Origin of the sequence: Bradyrhizobium sp. 22 (assembly GCF_000482425.1) — a bacterium.
GTDB lineage: Bacteria > Pseudomonadota > Alphaproteobacteria > Rhizobiales > Xanthobacteraceae > Bradyrhizobium > Bradyrhizobium japonicum_B.
Genome location: NZ_KI519399.1, coordinates 3,209,255 through 3,231,605 on the forward strand (window position 1 = coordinate 3,209,255; position 22,351 = coordinate 3,231,605).

Here is a 22,351-nt window from a genome sequence, read left to right on the forward strand (position 1 = left end):
GATTCGGGTCGGCCGTTTCGACCCGAACATGGGTGGTGAGGCGGTCCCTGTCAAATCGGCGGGTGCCGAAGGCCCGCCGAATGGGAAAAGTTTCATATCGAAAAAGTTGCAAAACACCACCTTGGAGTTGCGGCCAATGTCGGCGTAATGTCGCCTGGGGCATGGATTCGGGTGGGGTCTGGTGACTAGGCCGGGGAAGAAACGGGCGCGCGCCCCTGTCGGCGCGCCGCGAGGCTCGCGTCACGAGGAACCGGGAGAGGGCGGCGCGGACGAGGCCGTCGCCTTCATCGCCGAGCAGGTCGGGGCGCTACGCAAGCTCGCCGAGCAGCACAAGCTCGCCGTGCTGCATTATCTGCTGGGCATGACCAAGCTCGAGGCCGACGAGCATTTGAGGCTGCGGAGCAAGCGCAAGCTGTCGTAGCCGGCGCCGGCCATCTCTCTCTTGTCCCGGACGCGCTGCAACGCTCTTGGCGTTGCTGCGCAGAGCCGGGACCCAGCAAGCCACACTGTCTGCGGCAACATGGGCCCGGCTCTGCAGCGCATCGTCGAAGGGACGCTGCGCTGCGTCCGGGGCACGAGACCTGAGCCTTCGCGCGCCGTTACGCCGACCGCCGTCGCGACGGCCGCGGCTTCAGCATCGTCTCCGCCGGCGAGAGCGGGCGCCCATCCGCCGCGCGCATTTCCAGCTTCTTCACCGGGCGGCCCTTCTCGCGATCGACCAGGATGGTCGCGATCTCCTCGGGGTGGTCGTCGAACTCCTCGCTCCATTGCCGCAGCGCCACCAGGATCGGGAAGGTGCCGCGGCCCTTCGGCGTCAGCACATATTCCTGATAGGCGCTGCCGTCCGAGGCGGGGGCGATTTCCAGAATGCCGTGATCGACCAGCGAACGCAGCCGCACGGACAGGATGTTCTTGGCCATGCCGAGCTTGCTCTGGAATTCACCGAAGCGGCGCACGCCGAACAGCGCCTCGCGGATGATCAGCAGCGACCACCAGTCGCCGAGCGCCTCCAGCGAGCGTGCGATCGGGCAGGAATTGCCCTCGAAGCTCGTTCGTTTCACCATCGGTGTCTGTCCTGTCGCGTTTACACGATTGCCGCGCCGATCACGCGCTTGTGTGGTTGCATTATAAAACCATGTGCCCTAGATGGCAATCTAGTTTTATGATGCAACCACTGGAGGCGAGTGTGAGACTGACGAACAAGACGGCCCTGATCACCGGCGGCAATAGCGGCATCGGCCTTGCGACAGCAAGACTGTTCGTGGCCGAAGGCGCCAAGGTGGTGATCACCGGGCGCAACAAGGAAACGCTGGAAGCGGCCGCGAAAGAGCTCGGGCCGAACGCGCTCGCGCTCGCCGCCGATGCCACCGACATCGCCGCGACGGAAGCGGCGATCAGGCAGGGCGCCGAGAAATTCGGCAAGTTCGACATCGTGTTCGCCAATGCCGGCATTGCCGGCGGCACGCCGCTGGGTTCGACTGCGCTTGACGTGTTCGAGAAGGTCATCAGCACCAACCTCACCGGCGTGTTCTTCACGGTGCAGTCGGCACTGCCCTATCTCAACGACAACGCCTCGATCGTCCTCAACGGCTCGGTGATCTCCGTGCTCGGCATTCCCGGTTACTCCGCCTACGGCGCCGCCAAGGCCGGCGTGCGGGCAATGGCGCGGATCATGGCCTCGGAGCTGTCGCCGCGCGGCATTCGCGTCAACGTCGTGGCGCCCGGCGCGATCCGCACGCCGATCTGGGGGCCTGCGACGGCAACGCCGGAAGCCGAGCAGGCGTTCGAGAGGCGGATCGCGCTGTCGACGCCTTTGGGGCGCATCGGCGAGACCGATCACGTTGCGAAGACGGTGCTGTTCCTCGCCTCCGACGATGCCGCGCATGTGCAGGGCCAGGAGATCTTCGTCGATGGCGGCGCGGTGGCCTCTCCAAGCGGCGCGCCGATCTACCGGGGCTGACCGCTCGCAAACAAACGCTGTTCCGTCCGGCGCAGGAGTCGCCTTGCGCCGGACGGTCCGCACGCCGCGGGCTATGCTGCCCGCAGAGTTGTTGCCGACTGAAGCGCGCCAGCGATCGCCTTCTCGCGGTGGTCCGGGCCGACCTGGATGCCGTCGGCCGGGATGAATTCGACGTTCGTGATCCCGATGAAACCGAACACCCAGCGCAAATAGCTTTCGAGGTGTTCGCCGGCCGCGTACGGGGTCTCCGCGCCGTAATAGCCTCCGCGCGAGATCGCCACGATCACGCGCTTGCCGCCGGCAAGACCCTCGGGTCCCGCGGCGCCATATTTAAATGTCTTCCCCACCACGAGGATGCGGTCGATCCAAGCCTTGAGCTGGCTCGGAATGGTGAAATTGTACATGGGCGCGCCGATCACGACGATGTCGGCAGTAAGGAACTCGTCGAGCGCGGCCGCGCTTGCGGCCAGGTCGGGTGCAAGCTCTGCCGGCGCGGGGGCGCCTTGCGCAGCGGCGAGGTGCGAGCCGGAGAGGTGGGCCAGCGGGGTCTGGGTCAGGTCGCGATAGACCACGTCGAGCGAAGGCGTCGCCTGGCGCAGCCGGTCGACGATGGCGGCGGAGACCTGCCTGGATACGGAGTGGGGGCCGAGGACGCTGGAGTCGAGATGGAGCAGTTTCATTTGGGTCACCCATGGTATAGATTTGTAACCAGAACTACATGAGTGACTGTCGAAATCCTCGCAAGAACGCACTGTTTTGAGCCATGGGCACATTACTGAAACCGACGCACGCCGATTTGCCTGCTCCGCCACGGCCGCATCCCGACCATGCCGATTGTCGCGGCGTGGCCTCGGTCCTGTCCCGCGTCGGCGACAAATGGAGCGTGTTCGTCATCATGATGCTGAGCGACGGGCCGAAGCGCTTCAACGAGCTGAAGCGCATGATCAACGGCATCTCGCAGCGCATGCTGACCTTGACGCTGCGAGGTCTCGAGCGCGACGGTCTCGTCACGCGCACGATCTTTCCGACCATACCGCCGCGCGTCGACTACGAGCTGACTGATCTCGGCCGTGGACTTCAGCAGCCGGTGAAAGCGCTGGGGCAGTGGGCGATGGACCACCTGACGCAGATCGAGGCGGCGCGTACGCAGTTCGATCGGCGCAATAGCGGCTAGCGCATCCGACGATCTTCGCGGTCATTCCGGGGGCCGAGCGGAGCGAGAAAGCCCAGACATCTATAGCAGCGATACCAAGCCGCCGCCGTGGCGTTCGAGCTTTCCGGCCAGCTCCAGCTCCAGCAGCACCGTGCGCACGATCGCGGGCGAGGCGCCGGACATCCGCACGAGATCGTCGATCGAGATGGGCGCCGGGCCGAGCAGGCCGGTGATCTGATCGCGGTCGTGGCCTTGCGGATCGCTCTCGAACGGCTCGCTGTCGGGTTCGCCCGCAGGACTCATCAACGGCCGCTCCATGATCGGTTGCACCGCGTTGATGATGTCGGCGGCTTCGGTGACGAGGGTCGCGCCCTGCTTGATCAGGTCGTTGGCGCCGGCGGCGCGCGGATCGAGCGGGGAGCCCGGCACGGCGAACACTTCGCGGCCCTGTTCGGCGGCCATGCGCGCGGTGATCAGCGAGCCCGAGCGGTGTGCCGCTTCCACCACGACGACGCCGAGCGAAGCGCCCGAGATCAGCCGGTTACGGCGCGGGAAGTCGCGGGCACGCGGCTCATGGCCGAGCGGCATCTCGGAGATCGCAGCGCCTTCATGATCGAGCATCGCCGCGAGCAGATCGCCATGCTCGGGCGGATAGATGCAATCATGGCCGCCGGCGAGGACGGCGACGGTGCCGCTGTCGACGCTGGCGCGGTGCGCGGCCTGGTCGACGCCGCGCGCGAGCCCGGAGATGACGACGAAGCCGGCTTCGCCGAGCTCGCGCGCGAGCAGGCCTGCGAATTTCAGCCCGGCGCCGGATGCGTTGCGCGAGCCGACGATGGCGATCATCGGCCGCGTCAAGGTTTTCGTGTCGCCGCGCACGGCGAGCAGCGGCGGGGCATCGTCGATCATCGCCAGCCGGGCCGGATAGCCGTCCTCGCCGGGCGCGCGCCAGGCGATGCCGAATTTGCGGCTTGCGGCCAGCTCGGCCCTGGCTTCATCCACGCTGCAGATGCGCCCCGATCGCTGCGCACCGCCGCGGCGCGCCAGATCGGGTAGCCGCTCCAGCGCGGCGCGTGCGGTGCCGAAATGGTCGACCAGCGAACGGAAGGTGCGCGGCCCGACGTTGTCGGAGCGGATCAGCCGCAGACGGTCGATCCGCTCGGCCTCGGTCAGCTCCACGCTCGGATTGATGGCGTCCACGGCGTCTCCTTGCAGGCGCAGCATGTAACAACCTGAGGGCGTTACGCAACAGCGACGTGCGCTTGCACGGCCTCGGCTCGATGCTAAAAGCGAGGCCAATAAGAAGGATGTTGCCATGATCTCACTCGCCGACCTCCAGCGCCGCATTGAAGCCGGCGAGTTGTCGCCCGATGCCGCCATCGCCGAGGCGCATGCGGCGATCGAGGCCAGGGAGAAGGACGTCCACGCCTTCGTCCGCTACGACAAGTCGGCGAAGGCGCAAGGCTCCGGCCCGCTGCGCGGCGTCGCGGTCGGCATCAAGGACATCATCGACACCGCCAATTTGCCGACCGAGATGGGCTCGGAGATCTATCGCGGCTGGCAGCCGCGCGCCGATGCGCCGGTCGTGACGATGCTGAAGCGGGCGGGGGCCACCATCATCGGCAAGACCACGACCACGGCGTTCGCCTCGCGCGATCCGACGCCGACGCTCAATCCGCACAATCCTGGTCATTCGCCGGGCGGCTCGTCCGCGGGCTCGGCGGCAGCGGTCGGCGCCGGCATGATCCCGCTGGCGCTGGGCACACAGACCGGCGGCTCGGTGATCCGGCCGGCAGCCTATTGCGGGACCGCTGCGATCAAGCCCTCGTTCCGCATGCTGCCGACGGTCGGCGTGAAGTGCTATTCGTGGGCGCTCGACACGGTCGGCCTGTTCGGCGCCCGCGCGGAGGATCTCGCGCGCGGACTCCTCGCAATGACGGGCCGCACCGAGTTTTCCGGCATCGTTCCGGCGAAGGCGCCGCGCATCGGCGTGGTCAGGCAGGAATTCGCAGGCAGCGTCGAGCCGGCGGCGGAAGAGGGGTTGCTGGCCGCGATCAAGGCAGCGGAGCGCGCCGGCGCCAGCGTGCAGGCCATCGATCTGCCCGAGGCGGTGCAGGAGGCCTGGCGCATCCACCCCATCGTCCAGGATTTCGAGGCGCATCGCGCGCTGGCCTGGGAGTTTTCGGAGCGTCACGACGAGATCGCGCCGATGCTGCGGGCCAGCCTCGATGCGACGGCCCATCTGACACCGAAGGAATATGATGAGGCGCGCCGGATCAGCCGCCGCGGCCGCCGCGAGCTCGGCGAAGTGTTCGAGGGTGTCGACGTGCTCCTGACCTATTCGGCGCCGGGCACCGCGCCGGCCAAGGAGCTCGCGACCACGGGCGATCCCCGTTACAACCGGCTCTGGACGCTGATGGGCAATCCTTGCGTCAACGTGCCGGTGCTGAAAGTCGGCGGCCTGCCTGTTGGCGTGCAGGTGATCGCACGTTTCGGCAACGACGCGCGCGCGCTCGCGACGGCGTGGTTCCTCGAGCAGGCGCTGGCGACGTCAGGTTAGCGCGGCTTCGGAGGCAGTGAGAGCCTGTGCGGATGCCGAAGGCGCTGCGCCGGCTTTTGCATCCTGCCCGAGCCAGCGCTCGGCCGCCGCGCGACCGCTCCGGTGCAGCAGCCGGATGAAGCCGCGGCCGAGATCGGTCGATGAGCGCTGCGCCAGGCCGTCGACGGAGTCTTCCGCCGCGATCCGGGTGAGCCGTAGCGAAGTGGCTGCGTGCGACTGTGCCCATGCGAGTGCCGCGATCTCGGCATTGAGGGCGGCGTTGGCCGCGATCTGGTCGAGCCGGCGGTCGATCGCGGCGAGGGTGATGGGCACGTAGCTGTCGCGCGCCGGGGTGACCTGGACCAGCAGGACGTCGGCCGTCGTCGTCTCCTGCGCCAGCCGCAGCAAAGGCGGATTGCCGCCGAAGCCGCCGTCCCAATAGGCCTCGCCGTCGATCTCGACGGCGCAATGAACCAGGGGCGGGCAGGTCGAGGCCAGCGCGACGTCGGCGGTGATGGCGTCGTTGCGGAAGATCTGCTGCTGGCCGTCGCGGATTCGCGTCGCTGCGATGAGCAACTTTGGTGCTCTTGAATCTTGCAGCGCCGTAAAATTAATGTCGCGCGACAGCGCCAGCCGCAGCGGATCGAGATCGAACGGATCGAACTGGCCCGAGCGCAACGTCGGACCGAATGCGACCGAGCTTCCCGCCGGCGAGAACCCGCCGAGCAGCATCAGCGAGCGGAACGAGGCCTCGTGCATCAGGCGGAGCCAGAACCGGTTCAGCCTTAACCGGGCAGCTTCGCGGCCGCCCTCCGCGAGGCCGGAGGCGAGCAGCAGCGCATTGATGGCGCCGGCGCTGGCGCCGCTGATGGTGTCGATCTCGATCGGCTCTTCCAGCAGCCGCTCCAGCACGCCCCAGGTGAAGGCGGCAAAGGTGCCGCCGCCCTGCAGCGCCAGCGACAATTGTCGCGGCGGCCATGGGGCCGGGCGCGCCTGCGCTGATGCAGCCGGGGTGGTCGCAGCTCGGAGCTCGACCGCGACAGGACCTGGCGCGACAGGACCTAGCGCGACAGGACTTGGCGCGACGGAAGCAAGTGAGGGCGCCGGCGGCGGAACGGCAACGAGCGTTGGCGCAGGAGGCGGTGCGGGCGCATCGGACCAGATATTGGTTGTCGACAGCAGCCGGCTTGCCGCAGTGCCCTGCGGGCCGGACTCCTGGTGCATGCCGTCGTTCGTCTCGCCCATTCTGAGCAACCGCGTAACGCCATCTGTCCCGTCAGGATGACAGGCATGGAACCCGTTCGCTACCTCGCCTTGCGAGTCGGCGACGAGTTGCGAACAGGATTCGAGATATAATGCAGAGAGGGGCTTCGGTATCCGTAGATGCCCTGGCTTTGGTTGCTTTGCTTGATGCGGCTTACGCCTTCTCGCCGATCCGGCTTTCCTTGCCGGCCTGCAGGCGCTTGATGTTCTCGCGATGCGCGTAGAACAACAGCAGCGTCAGCACCGCGAACAATGCTGCGAGCGCGAGATGGCCGAACCACCACAGGAATATCGGCGTGATGAACGCCGCCACCAGTGCCGAGAGCGAGGAGTAGCGGGTGGTGAAGGCGGTCGCCAGCCAGAGCAGGCAGAACACCACCATGCCGGGCCAGAACAAGCCGAGCAGGACGCCGATATAGGTCGCAACGCCCTTGCCGCCCTTAAACTTGAGCCAGACCGGAAAGAGATGGCCGAGGAAGGCGCCGAGCCCGGCCACCATGGCGGCGTTGGGACCTGCGATATAGCCGGCGATCACGACGGCCGCGGTGCCCTTGAGCGCGTCGAGCAGCAGGGTGCCGGCGGCAAGGCTCTTGCGTCCGGTGCGCAGCACATTGGTGGCGCCGATGCTGCCGGAGCCGATCGAGCGGATATCCTGCGTGCCGGCGAGCCTGGTCAGAACCAGGCCGAACGGAATCGAGCCGAAGAGGTAGCCGATGACGAAAGCCACCGGCAGGAATGCTTCAAGCCCCATGGCGGCCTCTCCAAAGGCTGGATTTCAATGTCGCGGGATCGCGCAGGTCAGACATGCTCGTACACCGTCCGGCCGCCGACGATGGTGCGCACCACGCGGCCTGTAAAGCGGGCCTCGTCGAACGGGGTGTTCTTGCAGGGCGATTTGAGGTCGGCGGGATCGACCACCCAGGGCACATCGGGGTCGATCACGATGACGTCGGCCGGGCTGCCGGCGCGCAAGGTTCCGCCAGGCAGGCCGAGCAGCTCGGCCGGGCGGGTCGACATCGCCCGGATCAGTGTTTTCAGGTCCAGCTCGCCATTGTGCACGAGCCGCAGGCCTGCCGGCAGCATGGTCTCGAGACCGACCGCGCCGGGCGCGGCCTCGGCGAACGGCAGCCGCTTGACCTCGACGTCCTGCGGATTGTGGTCGGACATGATGACCTCAAGCAGGCCGGAGGCGACCGCCGCCACCAATGCCCGGCGGTCGTCCTCGCTGCGCAGCGGCGGCGACAGCTTCAGGAACGACCGGTAGGGGCCGATGTCGTTCTCGTTCAGCGCCAGATGGTTGATCGAGACCGAGGCGCTGACGGCGAGCCCGGCGTCGCGGGCGCGCTGGAGGATGTCGAGGGAATCGATGCAGCTCAGCGAGGCCGCGTGATAGCGGCCCCCGGTCAGCGCGACGAGGCGCATGTCGCGTTCGAGCATGACGGCCTCGGCGGCATTCGGGATACCCATCAGGCCGAGCCGCGAGGCGAACTCGCCTTCGTTCATCACGCCTTCGCCGACGAGATCGGGGTCCTCGGTGAAGTGCACGATCAGCGCATCGAAATCGCGCGCGTAGGTCAGCGCGCGGCGCATCACCTGCGCATTGGTCACGCTTCGGGCCGCATCGCTAAAGGCGACGGCGCCCGCGGCCTTGAGCAGGCCGAACTCGGTCATCTCCTGGCCGAGCATGCCCTTGGTGAGAGCCGCCATCGGCTGGATGTTGACGATCGCGGTGTCGCGGGCGCGGCGCATCACGAAGTCGACGGTCGCCGAATTGTCGATCACCGGCAAGGTGTCGGGCTGGCAGATGATGGTGGTGATGCCGCCGGTCGCGGCCGCCTGGCTCGCGGTGGCAAAGGTCTCGCGATGGCTGAAGCCGGGCTCGCCGACGAAGGCGCGCATGTCGATGAGGCCGGGCGCGACGATCTTGCCGGCGCAATTGACGATGTCGGTGCCTTCAGGGACGCCGGCCGCGCCGATGCCGCGGCGGGTCTCGCGGATGGTGCCGTCGGCGATCAGGACGTCGCCGACACCGTCGAAATCCCTGGAGGGATCGACGACGCGGGCGTTGGCGAGCAGGACGGGGCGGCGATCGATCAGCATCGGCATCACGCGTTCGGCAGGTTGCGGGCGAGCGCTTCGAGCACCGCCATGCGCACGGCGACGCCCATCTCCACCTGTTCGCGGATCAGGGACTGCGCGCCGTCGGCCACGATCGAATCGATCTCGACGCCGCGGTTCATCGGGCCGGGATGCATCACGAGCGCGTCCGGCTTGGCGTAGGCGAGCTTCTTCTGGTCGAGCCCGAAATAGTGGAAATATTCCGACGACGACGGCACGAAGGAGCCGTTCATGCGCTCGCGCTGCAGCCGCAGCATCATGACGATATCAGCGCCGTTCAGCCCCTCGCGCATGTCGCGCGCGACCTCGACACCCATCCGCTCGATGCCGGGCGGCAGCAGCGTGGTCGGGCCGACCACGCGGACGCGGGCGCCCATCGTGTTGAGCAGGATGATGTTGGAGCGGGCGACGCGCGAATGCAGCACGTCGCCGCAGATCGCGACCACCAGCCCTTCGATCCGGCCCTTGTTGCGACGGATGGTGAGGGCGTCGAGCAGGGCCTGGGTCGGATGCTCGTGCGCGCCGTCGCCGGCATTGATCACGGAACCGTCAACCTTGCGTGCCAGCAGTTCCACCGCGCCGGAGGCGTGATGGCGCATCACCAGGATGTCGGGATGCATCGCGTTCAGCGTCATCGCGGTGTCGATCAGGGTCTCGCCCTTCTTCATCGAGGAGGAGGAGACCGACATGTTCATGACGTCCGCGCCGAGCCGCTTTCCCGCGAGCTCGAACGAGGATTGGGTCCGGGTGGAAGCCTCGAAGAAGAGGTTCACCTGCGTCCGTCCCCGCAGGACGGTGCGCTTCTTGTCAACCTGGCGGTTGAGCTCGACATATTCTTCGGACAGGTCGAGCAGGCCGGTGATGTCGGCCGCGGACAGGCCCTCGATGCCCAGCAAATGCCGGTGGCCGAGGACGAAGGTGGATTTCGATGTCATTAAAAGCAGAGCTATAGGGGGGGATGACGGGGGGAGCAAGCTTCAAATCCGGCCTGCGGACTTATCCACGGCGCTTTACGGACAACAGGGTGCCGCCGGCCTGTGTTCGGGACTGCCGCTTTGCGCTAGACTTGTGTTCTTCGTCGCGTCACGGGACGGATCATGACGAGCATGCGGTATTTTAATCGACTGGCGCGCAATGTCGCTGCGCTGGCGGCCGTGTGCCTCGTCGGCATGGCGACACCGGCGCTGGCTGAGAAGCGCGTCGCACTCGTGATCGGCAACGACCTCTATCCGAACTTGCCGGCGGACCGCCAATTGAAGAAGGCGGCCAATGACGCGACCAGCGTCGCCGACGCGCTGCGGGCACTCCAATTCGACATCGTGCTGGGGACCAATCTCGGCCGCCAGGCCATGATCGACCGCCTCGCCGATTTCACGGCGCGGCTCGAGCCGGGCGACACGGCGGCCGTGTTCTATGCGGGGCACGGTGTGGCGATCGCGGGGGTGAACTACCTGGTGCCGAGCGATGTTCCGACCGTGAGCGAAGGCGCTGAAGCGCGGGTGCGCGGGGCCTCGATCGCCGAGCCCGACTTGATCGCGGAGCTTCAGGCAAAGTCGGTGCGGGTCGCCTTCGTCATCATCGACGCCTGCCGTGACAATCCGTTTCCGCGCGCCGCGGGCCGTTCGATCGGCAATACGCGGGGGCTCGCGGATGCGCGGCCGGCGCGCGGCATCTTCACGCTCTATTCGGCCGGGATCGGCCAGACCGCGCTCGACCAGCTCGGCGGCAGCGATACCGCAAATAATTCGGTGTTCACGCGGATCTTCATCGAGCAGCTGAAGCGGCCCGAGCTGCATCTCGGCGATCTCGCGGTCGAGGTGCGCGAGCGCGTGGCGGCGTTGGCGCTGACCGCGACGGACAATGGCGGCCAACCGGCACCGCATGAGCAGACGCCGGCCTATTACGACCAGACGCTCGGCGGACGCATTTATCTTTGGGAGGCCTCACCCGCGATGCCGCGCGTGGCAGGCATGCTGGTGAAGCCGCCGGCAAAGCCTGCGGTCGCGGAGCGCGCGACGATGCGTCCGCCGCGTCCGTCCGCGGCGGGTGAAAGCTGCGCCCGCAGCGGCTTCGAGACCTATTGCGTCAGCTCGATGCTGAAGCCGCAATTCGGCAATTCATATGGCGCGACCAACCTGTTCGATGCCTCGACGGGGACGGCCTGGGTCGAGGGTGCAGCCGGCAACGGCATCGGCGAATGGATCACGGTCGAGTTCGAAACGCAGCGGCGCGTCAAGTCGATCCACGTGCAGAACGGCTACCAGAAGAACTCCGACATCTTCTCCAAGAACAACAGGGTTCGTCAGATCCGGGTACTGTTCTCCGGCGGCGAGTCGCAGGTCTTCATTCTCGAGGACAGGCTGTCGGCGCAATTGCTGACATTGCGGCCGCCGGTGACGGCCCATTGGATGCAATTCATCATCGACGACGTCTGGGCCGGCAACAAATACACGGACACCGCGATCACGAAACTTCTGGTCAGCTCGGATCCGGTGCAATGACCGCAAGGACAGGAATCGCAGCGCGCGCGGCGCTCGGCGTGCTGCTTGCGATATCGGTGCTCGCGCCGGCGCGGGCGCAGAGCTTGCCCGGCGATTTCGTCTATCTGCGCGACATCGACCCCAGCATCATCCAGGACATCCGCTACGCCACCTCGAACAATTTCGTCGGCCGGCCGCTGGCCGGATACAATGCCGGCGAATGCGTGGTGAAGCGCGAGGTCGGGCTGCGGCTGAAGGCGGTGCAGCAGGAACTGGCCGCACAGAATCTCTCGCTCAAGATGTTCGATTGCTACCGGCCGGCGCGGGCCTCGCTCGACATGGTCAAGTGGTCGCAGAACGGTCACGAGACCGCCGCCGAGCGGCGTTACAATCCCAAAATCCCCAAGACCGAACTGTTCCGCCTCGGCTACATCGCGAGCCGTTCGCAGCATTCCACCGGCGCGGCGCTCGATCTGACGCTGGTCGATCTGAAGGCTGACAATTCCGCCAAATACGACCCGTCGAGAACCTATGCCGATTGCACCGCGCCGGTCGAAGTGCGCGCACCCGAAGGCAGTGTCGATATGGGGACCGGCTACGACTGCACCGACACGAAGGGCCATACCGCAGCACCGTCGATCACGGCGGAACAACGCGGCTGGCGCAAGCGGCTGGTGGCGGCGATGGCCAGGCAAGGCTTTGTGAACTATTCGAAAGAGTGGTGGCATTTTTCCCTGCCTGGGGCCGGCGGGGCGGCCTATGATTTCCCGATCCAGCCGCGACGGAACTGATTTCGCGCCGAGGAAACGTGATGACCCAGCCGAGCTTTGCGACCCACGAAGTCTTCAACCAATCACCGCCGTTCGAGGATATCGACCTGTTCGCCGTGGACCGGCCGCTGGTCGAGGCGGTCAAGGCCAATGGCGGCGCGGCGGCGGAACGCGAGCTGTCCGAGTTCGGCAGGCAATGGGGCTCGGCCGCCATGGCCGATCGCGGGCGCCTTGCGAACGAGAACACGCCGAAGCTGCGCAGCTTCGACGCCAAGGGCAATCGCCGCGACCAGGTCGAGTTTCACCCGGCCTATCACGAGCTGATGGCGCACAGCGCCCATGCCGGCGTCCATAATTCGACGTGGACGGCGAACGGCAAACCGGCGGGCGATGCCGCCGAAGTCATTCGTGCGGCGAAATTCTACATGGCGGCCCAGGTCGAGACCGGCCACCTCTGTCCGATCACGATGACGCGCGCCTCCGTCGGTGCGCTGGCGATGCAGCCGGACCTGCTCGGCAAGGTGATGCCGGTGCTGTCGACCAGGAGCTACGACCCGAGCTTCGCGCCGTGGTGGGGCAAGCGCGGCATGACGCTCGGCATGGGCATGACCGAGAAGCAGGGCGGCACCGACGTGCGCTCCAATATGAGCCGCGCGGTGCGCGACGGCGAGGCCTATCGCATCACCGGCCACAAATGGTTCATGTCGGCGCCGATGTGCGATGCCTTCCTGGTGCTGGCGCAGGCCGAGCAGGGCCTGACCTGCTTCTTCATGCCGCGCTTTGCACCGGATGGCTCGGTCAACGCGATCCAGTTCCAGCGGCTGAAGGACAAGCTCGGCAACCGCTCCAATGCGTCCTCCGAGGTCGAGTTCGTCGGCGCGCATGCGCAAGCCGTCGGCGAGGCGGGCAAGGGCATCCGCACCATCATCCAGATGGTGCAGCTGACGCGGCAGGATTGCGCGATCGCCTCGGTCGGCCTGATGCGCTCGGGGCTGGCGCATGCGCTGCATCATGCCCGTCACCGCAGCGTGTTCCAGAAGCATCTGGCCGATCAGCCGCTGATGCAGGCCGTGCTGTCGGATATGGCGCTGCATGTCGAGGCGAGCACGGCCCTGGTGATGCGGCTCTGCCGCGCCTTCGATCGCACCCCGCACGATGCGGCGGAGGCGGCCTATATGCGGCTGCTCACGCCCGCGATCAAATACTGGACCTGCAAGAGCGCGCCGCCGTTCCTCTATGAGGCCATGGAATGCCTCGGCGGCAACGGCTATGTCGAGGACGGCATCCTGGCGCGGCACTATCGGGAATCGCCGGTCAACGCGATCTGGGAAGGCTCGGGCAACGTGATGTGCCTCGACGTGCTCCGCGCGCTCTCGCGCGAGCCGGAGGCCGCGACGGCGGTGCTGCAAGCGCTTGCGGCCGAGACCAAGGGTCTGCCGGGAGCGGGGGAGGCGGCCAGCTTCATCGGCAAGACTTTCCGACGCACCGACGGCGAGCGCGTTGCGCGGCTTGCCGTCGAGAAGCTGGCGCTGCTGGCGGCGGCCGCGGCATTGAACGGCGTGTCGCCGCGCAATGCCGAATTGTTCGCGGCGAGCCGGCTCGCGGCCAATCACGCCAGCATATACGGCGCCGTGGAGCTGGACAGCGGCGAGGTGCGCGCGCTGCTGGAGCGTGCGCTGCCGTGAGGAGAGCCCAGCTCAACCTCTCGTCATGGCCGGGCTTGTCCCGGCCATCCACGTCTTGTTGTGCGGCACGAAGAACGTGGATGCCCGGGACGCGCCCGGGCATGACGACATCTCGATAGTTTGCGCGACCTAACGAAAGCCTCCTGATGGATTCCCTCAATCCCGACCATCCGCCGCCGATCATCATGCCGGCGACGCCGCGCGTCTGGAAGTTCTGGGGCACGGCGCTGTGGGGCCTCTTCATTTTCGTCGCGATGTTCGTCGGACAGATCGGCGCCGTCGTCCTGGTGGCGGCGCAGCGCGGCCTGCCGATGGAGCTCGCCTCGATCCAGGTCGTCGGCCGCGAGCCGCAGACGCTTGCGCTCTCGGTCATCATGGGCCTGCCGGCGACGCTGCTGGCGGTGTGGCTCGCCATCGCCATCAAGAAGGCGTCCTTCGTCGACTATCTCGCGCTGCACTGGCCGTCCTGGAAGCAGCTCCTGCTCGGCGCGGTCGGCCTCATCCTGCTGGTGCTGGTCTGGGAGACCATGTCGCGCGCGCTCGGCCGCGAGGCGACGCCGGGCTTCATGACCGATCTGCTGAAATCGGGCCGCGACAAGGGCGCGGCGCTGCTGCTTCTGTTCGCCTTCAGCGTGGCCGCGCCGATGTCCGAAGAGGTGTTGGCGCGCGGCTTTCTGTTTCGCGGCTGGTCGGCGAGCTTCCTGGGCGTGCCGGGCGCGATCCTGCTGTCGTCTCTGGTGTGGACCATCGTCCACCTGCAATACGACCTTTACTTCCTCGCCGAGGTCCTCGCCATCGGCCTCTGGTTCGGTTACATGCGCTATCGTGCCAATTCGCTCTGGCTCACGATCGTGCTGCACGCGCTGAACAATCTGACCGCGGTGGTGCTGACGATGTGGCTGGGAGCTTGATCAGGCCGCCAGCGCGATCGCAACCGGCATCGTGATCGCCGCAAAGATCGTCTGCAGCGTGATGATCTGCGCCAGCAATGGGGCGTCACCGCCCATCTGGCGGGCGAGGACATAGGCGCTCGACGAGGTCGGCACCGCCGAGCAGATCGCGACGATCGCAAGGCTGTTGCCGGAAAGCCCGAACCAGACGCCGAGCCCCAAGGCAAACGCAGGCATCAGCACCAGCTTGAGCACGACGCCGATGGCAGCGCCGGCGCTGGGGCGCAACAGACCTTCCAGATGCAGCCCGGCGCCGGTGACGAGTAGGCCGATGGCGAGCGAGGAACTGCCGAGCGCATCCGCCACCTCGTGCCATAACCTCGGCAGCGGCAAGTGGCTGACATTGACGGAGAGGCCGATGATGCAGGCCCAGATCAGGGGATTGCGCACCAATGTCATGACGATGGCGCGGGCGGATTGCCTTTCCGGCGATGCATAGCGAGCGAGCACCGAGACGCTGAACACGTTTACGAGGGGGATGATCGCCACCATCGCCACGGAGGCGAGCGCCAGCCCGACATCGCCGAACAAATTGGCGGCGATCGACAGCGCCACGAAGGTCTGCCAGCGCGTCGCACCCTGGAAGATCGAGGTGAAGGCGGGGCCATCGACGCCTAGCCGCGCCAGGGCGGGGCGCAGCGCGAGGCACAGCAGCGACATCGCCAGCGCCGCCAAGAGAAGCGCGCCGCCGACGCCGGCCACCGGTACCTTGGAAAGGTCGGCCTTCACCAGGGTCTGGATCAGCAGCATCGGGAACAGCACGAAATAGGTCAGCCGCTCCAGCCCGTGCCATTGCGTGTCGAGCCGCATCAGGCTGCGCTTCAACACGACGCCGAGCACGATGAGGATGAAGACCGGCAGCAGCGCCGCGATGACGACCGGCATGGGTCAACCGTTGCGGAGATTGGCGAGACGGTCGAGCGCGCCTTGCAGGATGAAGATCGCGGCATGCTCGTCGATCACCTCGGCGCGCTTGGCGCGGCTGACGTCCATGCCGATCAGCTCGCGCTCGACCGCCGCGGTCGAGAGGCGCTCGTCCCACAGTCCGATGGGAAGCGCGGTCAGACCGGCGAGATTACGGGCGAAGGCGCGGGTGGATTGCGCGCGCGGGCCCTCGCTGCCGTCCATGTTGATGGGCAGGCCGAGCACGAATCCGGTCGCCTTGCGCTCCGCCGCAATCGCGAGCAGCCGGGCCGCGTCCCGCTTGAATTGCGTGCGCTGGACCGTCTCGACGCCGGTCGCCAGTCTTCGGTCCGGGTCGGACACGGCAACGCCGATGGTCTTGGTGCCGAGGTCGAGCCCGACCAGCGCGCCGCGCGCGGGCCAGTGGGTTGCAGCATCGACGAGAGGCAGGATAAGAGCCGGCATGCGTAGCGCATATCACGCGTCACGCCGCGGAGTGAACCCGAAACAATGGATGCGCTGACATTATTCGGCCTGTTCGCCGTCTCGGCGATGCTGGTCACTTACGCCCTGGAAGATCGCAGCCACTGGTTCGTGCTGCTATTCGCCGCGTCCTGCGCGCTCGGCTCGGCCTATGGTTTTCTCCAGGGTGCCTGGCCGTTCGGCCTGGTCGAAGCGATCTGGGCTGTCGTGGCGCTGCGGCGGTGGCAGCTCAGGCCGTAAATCGTCCGACGGCCCCACGACCCGCGAAATTGCGACAGGCGGCGACATCCATGATTTGTGGCAAATCTCACACTGATGACGCACAGACCGTGGCATGATGCCTGTGGTTGCGTGCCAATGAATGTGCAGGTTTAGAGTAGTGCGGGGTATATGCCCGCGATTTTCCAGAACAATCGGCCGCGGCCCGCAATCCGACCGCGCTGCAACCTAGGCGCAAATTTTCTGGCGCCCCCGACCGCGTCCCATATTCGCCCATTCATTTGAGAGGTCACGATGCTCATCAAGCCAAGCCTGATCGCGGGCTCAGAACGGCGATTCAAGCAAGCCGAGTTCTCACCCGAAGCTTTGAACCGGAAATTGGGCGACGGTCCGATCGAGATGTCCGTCGAAAAGATGCGCGTGCGCCAGCGCCAGCTGCTGGCCGAGACGCAGGACATGGAGAAGGCCGAGATCGGCCTGGAGCGGATCATCCAGGGCAATGATCTCGACAGCATCAATTATCTCGCCAAGGGGACCGCCGCCTCGCGCCCGGTCTGCCGCATCCAGCTCAGGGATCTCAAATCGAACCTGCTCGGCTATGGCTCGGGCTTTCTGATCGGGCCGGGCCTGCTGCTGACCAACCATCATGTCTTCGGCAAGCCGGCCGATGCGGCCAATTCGATCGGCGACTTCAACTACGAGCTCGACATCTCGGGGCACGAGCGCGCGCCAGTGCGGTTCGGGTTCGAGCCGGGCAGATTCTTCTACACCAACGACAGGCTGGATTTTTCGGTGGTCGCGGTGGCGCCGACCTCGCTGTCAGGCGGGGAGGAGCTCGAGGACTTCGGATGGCTGCCGCTCAGCGCCGCACCCGGCAAGGCGGACCCCGGCGAGTACCTCACCATCATCCAGCATCCCAGCGGGCAGATGAAGCAGGTCTGCGTCCGCGAGAACAAGCTGCTCAAATATGTCGGCGACTTCCTCTGGTACAACACCGACACGACGGCAGGCTCGTCGGGCTCGCCGGCGTTCAACCGCTTCTGGCAGGTGGTCGCGTTGCACCACAGCGGTGTTCCCCGGAAGAATGCGCAGGGCCGCACCCTGACCAAGGACGGCAAGGTGTGGAAGCCGTCGATGGACGAATCCCTGATCGACTGGGTCGCCAACGAAGGCATCCGCATCAGCGCGATCGTCGCCGATCTCAAGGTGGCCGTCGGCTCCCATCCTCTGATCAGGCCGGTGCTGGACGAGGAGGAGCCGCCGATCCGGCATGAGACTGCGAGGGTCCGGGCGCCGGCTGCCGTGCCTGCCTTCGGTGCCAATGTCTGGGTCGAGCACTCCCTCGACGGGAGCTCGCTGGTGGTCCCGATCCGCGTGCCGTTGCCGATGTTCAGAAAGGACATCCCGTTCGCGCCGCTCGCACCCGTGCCGGGACCTGCGGGAGGCAACGGAGGGGCGCCGAACGGCGGCATGGCAAATGGCAGGGCGCCTTTGATCGCCCGCCCGGCCGGCCTGCTGCCGCACATCAGCGCGAACAACGGCCTGCCGATGGAGGCCGTGCATATCGATCAGAGCACGTTGAAATCGCGTCCCGGATACAAGGCGAATTTCCTCGGCACCGGCAAATTCTCGGTGCCCTTGCCGAAGATTCCGGCCTCTCTCAAATCCAGGATAGCGATGCTCAAGGGAAGCTCCAGGCAATCCGAGCTGAAATATTTCAACTACAGCGTGGTCATGAACAAGGATCGCCGGCTGGCCTTCTTCAGTTGCGTCAATATCGACGGCGGCAAGCAGCAGGACGTCGGCAAGCGCGAGGGCGATTCCTGGCTGCGCGATCCGCGCATCGACGACGACGCCCAGATCGGCGACGAGTTCTACCGCAAGCAGGCCACGTTCGAGGCGGATCGCAGCAAGAATCCGTTCGACCGCGGTCATCTCGTGCGCCGTTTGGATGCGACCTGGGGCGACACCGTCGCCGCGGCCAAGCAGCATGGTGACGATTCCTTCCACTTCACCAATTGCGCGCCGCAGTTCTTCTCGTTCAACCAGGGCAAGCAGCTCTGGGCGGGACTGGAGGACTATACCCGTGACGTCCTGCTCGAAGGCGAGGAGAAGGGCATCGTCATGAACGGCCCTGTGTTCGACGGGCCGGACGCCGACGGGTCCGATCTGCCCAATCCGGCGGGCCGGCCGCACAAGGATCCGAGCTTCGGCGGCGTCCAGATCCCGAAATATTTCTGGAAGATCCTGATCCGGCGCAACGAGGACGACGACGCGCTCAAGGCGGCGGCCTTCCTGATGAGCCAGCGCAAGCTGGTCATGGAGATCGACCGCATCCAGGAGGTGGATCTGCGCGAGCGGATGTCGGAGGAGGACGTCAGCGTGTTTCAGGTCTCGATCGCGGACCTCGCAAAACTGACCAAGCTCGATTTCGGCAATCTCGCTGATGCGGATTCGCACGAGGCGACCGCGGTCGGCCCGCGGCGGATCGAGTCTTATGAGGATATCCGGCTCAAATAGGGCTTTCTCGTACGGTGCGAAACGACGCGCAATCGGGTGAGGGCGGCGGTGCTCAGCAGAGACACCGCATGACCTCACCCGATGATCTTCCGGACCCGTCGCGGCGTCAGCGGATCGCGATCGGGTTGATCATAGCCTGCACGCCGCCGGTCCAGCGCGGCTGTCCCAGCACGAACAGGAATTCATAACCCTTGTCGCGGGCCAGCGCGGCCGTATCCATGTTCTCGAGGATGTAGGTCCCGTTCATCGCGAGCAGGATCTGGTGCACCTCGAACACGTTCTTGGATTCGAACGGCAGCACCTCGAGTCCCCAGGTGTCGGCGCCGACGGCGACGACGCCCTTGCCAGTCAGATATTTTGCACCCTCGACGCCGAGCCCGGGCTCGCCGGCCGAATAGCGCTTGTCGTCCTTGCCGAGCAGGCTGAGCCAGCCGGTGTGGAAGATGACGACGTCGCCCTGGCGGATCTCGACGTTCTGCTGCTTGGCGGCTTCCTCGATCTCCTTGACGTTGAAGGCGGTGCCTTCCTTCACCACGTCGGTCTTGAAATAGGCGGCCATGTCGAGCAGGACGCCGCGGGTGACCATCGGCGGCACCTTCTCGATGCCGAGCTTCTTCAGCCCGTTGGGATCGGCGAAGTCGGCGAGCTTGTTACCGTTGTAGTAGACATGCTCGACGCCGAGATGGCCGAGGCCGTCGAGCTGGCTGCCGATGCCGACCCAGGTGTCGAGGATGTCATCGTTATAGGTGGCCTTGTTCGGACCTAGTCCTGCGCTGCCGGCCTGTCCCGGCTGTACCACGGTGATCTTGTAGGTGCGCGGCGGATAGGCGGGCGTCTGCGAGGTGACGGGAATGCCAAGAGCGTAGGTCTTGCCGGTCTTCACCAGCGACGCCGCCTTCACCACGAGCTCGGGCGTCATGTAGTTGGCGGCGCCGACCTCGTCGTTCGGCCCCCATTTCGATTTGGTCCAGTCCTGTGCGCTTGCAGTTCCTGAGATCGCCGACAATACGGCGACACAGCACAACACGAGCGTATTGCGCATTCGATAGTCCTCCCGATGTTCTTGCCGATGTTTGGCTTCGTTATGGTTCTGCGCTGGCCAGTCATTCATCCTAACGTAGAATGATTGCGGGCTTCAAAGCTTTTTGATGTGCTGCGTTGCCGCGGAAGGCGACGTGGACTCCGCGATGGATTTGTGACGAATTTCGCGGAGTGGAACGCTCGCCTCAGGCGGCGATGACGTCGTGGTCCTTCTTCAGGCCGTCGGCAAAACCGCTCAGTGCGCTGGTTTGATGTCCGGCGCGGCGGTGGATGAACAGCGTTTCGACGCGCGCATGCGCCGGGCTCAGCGCGTGGATCGTGATGCTGCCATTCATTGCGCTGCGCTCGACGACCGCGCGCGGCAGCAACGTCACGCCCATGTCGGCGGCGACGCAGCCGATCATGCCGTCGAGCGTGCCGAGCTCGAAGCGCGCCGCCGACGGCCAGCCGAACTCGACGAACACTTGTTCGAGTCGCTGGCGGTAGGTGCAGCCGGTGCGGAACACCAGCGCGGTCGGACCGGATTCCGGCGTGCCGGCGCGCAGCTCGGCAAGCGAAGCCCAGCGCCGCGCGCTCACGAGCACCAGCTCTTCGCGGAACGCGCTCGTCACGATGAGCTCGGCATGCGCGATCGGGCCGGCGACGAAGGCACCGTCCAGCGCGCCGTCGAGCACGGCTGCGACGAGGTCGGCGGTCGGCGCCGTGCGCAAGGAAAGCCGCACGGCAGGAAAGCGGCGGTGGAATTCGGCGAGCAGGGGCGGCAGCCGCACCGCCGCGGTCGTTTCCATCGAGCCGATCGCAAGCGGTCCCTTGGGCTCGCCATCGTCCCGCGCGGCGAGTGCGGCCTCGCGGGAGAGCGCGGCCATCCGTTGCGCGTAAGGCAAGAGGCGCTTGCCGGCGCCGGTCAGCGTCATGCCGCGGCTGTGGCGTTCGAACAGCGGCGTGCCGATCTCCGCCTCCAGCGCCTTCACGCGCTGAGTGACGTTGGACTGCACCGTGTTCAGCTCCTCGGCGGCGCGGGTGATGCCGCCGGTGCGAGCCACAGTGGCGAAGGTCTGGAGATCGCTGAGTTCCATGGCGCCGTTCCGTTTTCGAGATGGCAGCGTTCGCAACAATTCATTTCTGGAGAATGCTAGTCGCGCCTAGTCTCGCTGTCCAGAGATCGGGGACAAGCCATGCCGATGACGACGTCGCTGACCACGCTGCTGGAGATCGCGCATCCGATCTTGCTGGCGCCGATGGATGTCGTCGCCGGCAGCCGCCTGGTCGCGGCCGTGAGCCGCGCCGGCGGGTTCGGCATTCTCGGCGGTGGCTATGGCGAGCGAGCGTGGCTGGAGCAGGAGACTGCGAAGCTCGCCGAACTGCGGGCGCCGTTCGGCATCGGCTTCATCACGTGGAGCCTTGCCAAGCGGCCCGAGCTTCTCGACATTGCGCTCGGCGTGAAGCCATCGGCGATCATGCTGTCGTTCGGCGATCCCGCGCCGTTCGCAGCGAAGATCAAGTCCGCCGGCGCACGCCTGATCTGCCAGGTCCAGGACGAGGCGATGGCGCGACAGGCGCTCGATGCCGGCGCCGATGTCCTGGTCGCGCAGGGAACGGAGGCGGGCGGGCATGGTGCCTCGCGCACCACCGTTGATCTCGTGCCGGCGATCGTCGATCTTGCCGCCGGCCGCGTGCCGGTGGTCGCGGCCGGCGGCATCGCCGACGGGCGCGGGCTCGCCGCCATGATGATGCTGGGCGCAAGCGGCGTGCTGCTCGGTACGCGCTTCTATGCCAGCCAGGAGGCCGACGGCGCTGAGGAGGCGAAGCGGCGCATCTGTGCGGCGAACAGCGGCTCCACGGTGCGCGGCATCATCTTCGATCTCTCGCGCAACAATGTCTGGCCGGCGCCCTTCACCGGGCGGTGCCTGATCAATGATCACGCCCGGCGCTGGATCGGCCGCGAGGTCGAGCTGATGCAGAATGTCGCCGCAGTTGCGGCCGATTATGCGGCGGCCAAGGCCGCCGGCAATTTCGACGTCGCCGCCGTGATCGCAGGCGAGGCGGTCGGGTTGATTCATGATATCCCGCCGGCGGCCGAGATCGTCGGGCGGATTGCGGTGGAGGCGGAGCAGTTGTTCGCCGGGCGCAGAAACTCGGTGACAGCGGCGTAGAGGGGGAGGGTCGATCGCGCGAAGCGCGAGCGGGGTGGGGTGACAGTCTCTCCATTGAGGCGGTGCCCGTGTGGAGAGATCACCCCACCCCGCTTCGCATTTCGCTTCGCTACA

General features: G+C 66.4%; 22 protein-coding genes. 11 read left to right on the forward strand and 11 right to left on the reverse strand.

Going from position 1 to position 22,351, the window contains the following annotated elements:
- Positions 1–181 precede the first annotated feature (181 nt).
- Positions 182–421 carry a hypothetical protein gene (locus K410_RS0116485; protein ID WP_028135921.1) on the forward strand — a complete coding sequence of 80 codons (240 nt, stop codon included), beginning with the start codon at positions 182–184 and terminating at the stop codon, positions 419–421.
- 178 nt (positions 422–599) lie between these two features.
- Here K410_RS0116485 and K410_RS0116490 read toward each other — a convergent pair whose 3' ends face one another.
- A complete protein-coding gene (locus K410_RS0116490) occupies positions 600–1,064 on the reverse strand; it encodes a winged helix-turn-helix transcriptional regulator (protein ID WP_028135922.1) in 465 nt (154 codons plus the stop codon).
- A 122-nt stretch (positions 1,065–1,186) separates the two neighbouring features.
- Between K410_RS0116490 and K410_RS0116495 the strand changes: the two genes are divergently transcribed.
- Positions 1,187–1,960: an SDR family oxidoreductase gene (locus K410_RS0116495; RefSeq protein WP_028135923.1), complete on the forward strand. Its 774-nt coding sequence runs from the start codon at positions 1,187–1,189 to the stop codon at positions 1,958–1,960.
- Between the two features lie 71 nt (positions 1,961–2,031).
- On the opposite strand, the gene K410_RS0116500 is transcribed toward K410_RS0116495, so the two are convergent.
- Positions 2,032–2,640, reverse strand: coding sequence for an FMN-dependent NADH-azoreductase (locus tag K410_RS0116500; RefSeq protein ID WP_028135924.1), 609 nt, complete (start codon positions 2,638–2,640; stop codon positions 2,032–2,034).
- A gap of 83 nt (positions 2,641–2,723) precedes the next feature.
- Here K410_RS0116500 and K410_RS0116505 point away from each other — a divergent pair, with 83 nt between their 5' ends.
- Positions 2,724–3,134, forward strand: a complete 411-nt coding sequence (locus K410_RS0116505) for a winged helix-turn-helix transcriptional regulator (protein ID WP_028135925.1) — start codon at positions 2,724–2,726, stop codon at positions 3,132–3,134.
- A 60-nt stretch (positions 3,135–3,194) separates the two neighbouring features.
- On the opposite strand, the gene dprA is transcribed toward K410_RS0116505, so the two are convergent.
- Complete coding sequence (gene dprA, locus K410_RS0116510) at positions 3,195–4,337, reverse strand: DNA-processing protein DprA (RefSeq protein WP_049820059.1); 1,143 nt, start codon at positions 4,335–4,337, stop codon at positions 3,195–3,197.
- A gap of 91 nt (positions 4,338–4,428) precedes the next feature.
- On the opposite strand from dprA, the gene K410_RS0116515 reads away from it, so the two are divergent.
- On the forward strand, positions 4,429–5,673 hold the full coding sequence (locus tag K410_RS0116515) for an amidase (RefSeq protein ID WP_028135927.1): 1,245 nt from the start codon (positions 4,429–4,431) through the stop codon (positions 5,671–5,673).
- On the opposite strand, the gene K410_RS0116520 is transcribed toward K410_RS0116515, so the two are convergent.
- From K410_RS0116520 to K410_RS0116535, 4 genes are all read right to left on the reverse strand, one after another.
- Positions 5,665–6,897, reverse strand: a complete 1,233-nt coding sequence (locus K410_RS0116520) for a patatin-like phospholipase family protein (RefSeq protein ID WP_049820060.1) — start codon at positions 6,895–6,897, stop codon at positions 5,665–5,667. The two genes, K410_RS0116515 and K410_RS0116520, sit on opposite strands and share 9 nt — an antisense overlap.
- 172 nt (positions 6,898–7,069) lie before the next feature.
- Positions 7,070–7,666, reverse strand: coding sequence for a glycerol-3-phosphate 1-O-acyltransferase PlsY (gene plsY, locus K410_RS0116525; protein ID WP_028135929.1), 597 nt, complete (start codon positions 7,664–7,666; stop codon positions 7,070–7,072).
- A 47-nt stretch (positions 7,667–7,713) separates the two neighbouring features.
- Positions 7,714–9,015, reverse strand: coding sequence for a dihydroorotase (locus K410_RS0116530; RefSeq protein ID WP_028135930.1), 1,302 nt, complete (start codon positions 9,013–9,015; stop codon positions 7,714–7,716).
- Positions 9,016–9,020: 5 nt separating this feature from the next.
- Complete coding sequence (locus K410_RS0116535) at positions 9,021–9,968, reverse strand: aspartate carbamoyltransferase catalytic subunit (protein ID WP_028135931.1); 948 nt, start codon at positions 9,966–9,968, stop codon at positions 9,021–9,023.
- 162 nt (positions 9,969–10,130) lie between these two features.
- Between K410_RS0116535 and K410_RS36860 the strand changes: the two genes are divergently transcribed.
- From K410_RS36860 to K410_RS0116555, 4 genes are all read left to right on the forward strand, one after another.
- Positions 10,131–11,534 carry an NADase-type glycan-binding domain-containing protein gene (locus K410_RS36860; RefSeq protein ID WP_049820061.1) on the forward strand — a complete coding sequence of 468 codons (1,404 nt, stop codon included), beginning with the start codon at positions 10,131–10,133 and terminating at the stop codon, positions 11,532–11,534.
- Positions 11,531–12,304, forward strand: coding sequence for a M15 family metallopeptidase (locus K410_RS0116545; protein ID WP_049820062.1), 774 nt, complete (start codon positions 11,531–11,533; stop codon positions 12,302–12,304). Before K410_RS36860 ends, K410_RS0116545 begins: the two co-directional genes overlap by 4 nt.
- 20 nt (positions 12,305–12,324) lie before the next feature.
- Positions 12,325–13,968: an acyl-CoA dehydrogenase family protein gene (locus K410_RS0116550; protein WP_028135933.1), complete on the forward strand. Its 1,644-nt coding sequence runs from the start codon at positions 12,325–12,327 to the stop codon at positions 13,966–13,968.
- Positions 13,969–14,114: 146 nt separating this feature from the next.
- Positions 14,115–14,879, forward strand: a complete 765-nt coding sequence (locus K410_RS0116555) for a CPBP family intramembrane glutamic endopeptidase (RefSeq protein ID WP_028135934.1) — start codon at positions 14,115–14,117, stop codon at positions 14,877–14,879.
- Here the strand turns inward: K410_RS0116555 and K410_RS0116560 are convergent, their stop codons facing one another.
- Complete coding sequence (locus tag K410_RS0116560; RefSeq protein WP_028135935.1) at positions 14,880–15,803, reverse strand: AEC family transporter; 924 nt, start codon at positions 15,801–15,803, stop codon at positions 14,880–14,882.
- Between the two features lie 3 nt (positions 15,804–15,806).
- Positions 15,807–16,286, reverse strand: a complete 480-nt coding sequence (ruvX, locus tag K410_RS0116565) for a Holliday junction resolvase RuvX (RefSeq protein ID WP_028135936.1) — start codon at positions 16,284–16,286, stop codon at positions 15,807–15,809.
- A gap of 45 nt (positions 16,287–16,331) precedes the next feature.
- On the opposite strand from ruvX, the gene K410_RS0116570 reads away from it, so the two are divergent.
- Both K410_RS0116570 and K410_RS36865 read left to right on the forward strand, forming a co-directional pair.
- Entirely contained in the window at positions 16,332–16,544 is a 213-nt protein-coding gene (locus K410_RS0116570) for a hypothetical protein (RefSeq protein ID WP_028135937.1), read from the forward strand.
- Between the two features lie 273 nt (positions 16,545–16,817).
- On the forward strand, positions 16,818–19,043 hold the full coding sequence (locus K410_RS36865; RefSeq protein WP_049820064.1) for a DNA/RNA non-specific endonuclease: 2,226 nt from the start codon (positions 16,818–16,820) through the stop codon (positions 19,041–19,043).
- Between the two features lie 106 nt (positions 19,044–19,149).
- Here K410_RS36865 and K410_RS0116580 read toward each other — a convergent pair whose 3' ends face one another.
- Positions 19,150–20,085: a cyclase family protein gene (locus K410_RS0116580; RefSeq protein WP_028135938.1), complete on the reverse strand. Its 936-nt coding sequence runs from the start codon at positions 20,083–20,085 to the stop codon at positions 19,150–19,152.
- A gap of 184 nt (positions 20,086–20,269) precedes the next feature.
- Complete coding sequence (locus K410_RS0116585) at positions 20,270–21,160, reverse strand: LysR family transcriptional regulator (RefSeq protein WP_028135939.1); 891 nt, start codon at positions 21,158–21,160, stop codon at positions 20,270–20,272.
- A 99-nt stretch (positions 21,161–21,259) separates the two neighbouring features.
- Here K410_RS0116585 and K410_RS0116590 point away from each other — a divergent pair, with 99 nt between their 5' ends.
- On the forward strand, positions 21,260–22,237 hold the full coding sequence (locus K410_RS0116590; RefSeq protein ID WP_028135940.1) for an NAD(P)H-dependent flavin oxidoreductase: 978 nt from the start codon (positions 21,260–21,262) through the stop codon (positions 22,235–22,237).
- Positions 22,238–22,351: the final 114 nt, after the last annotated feature.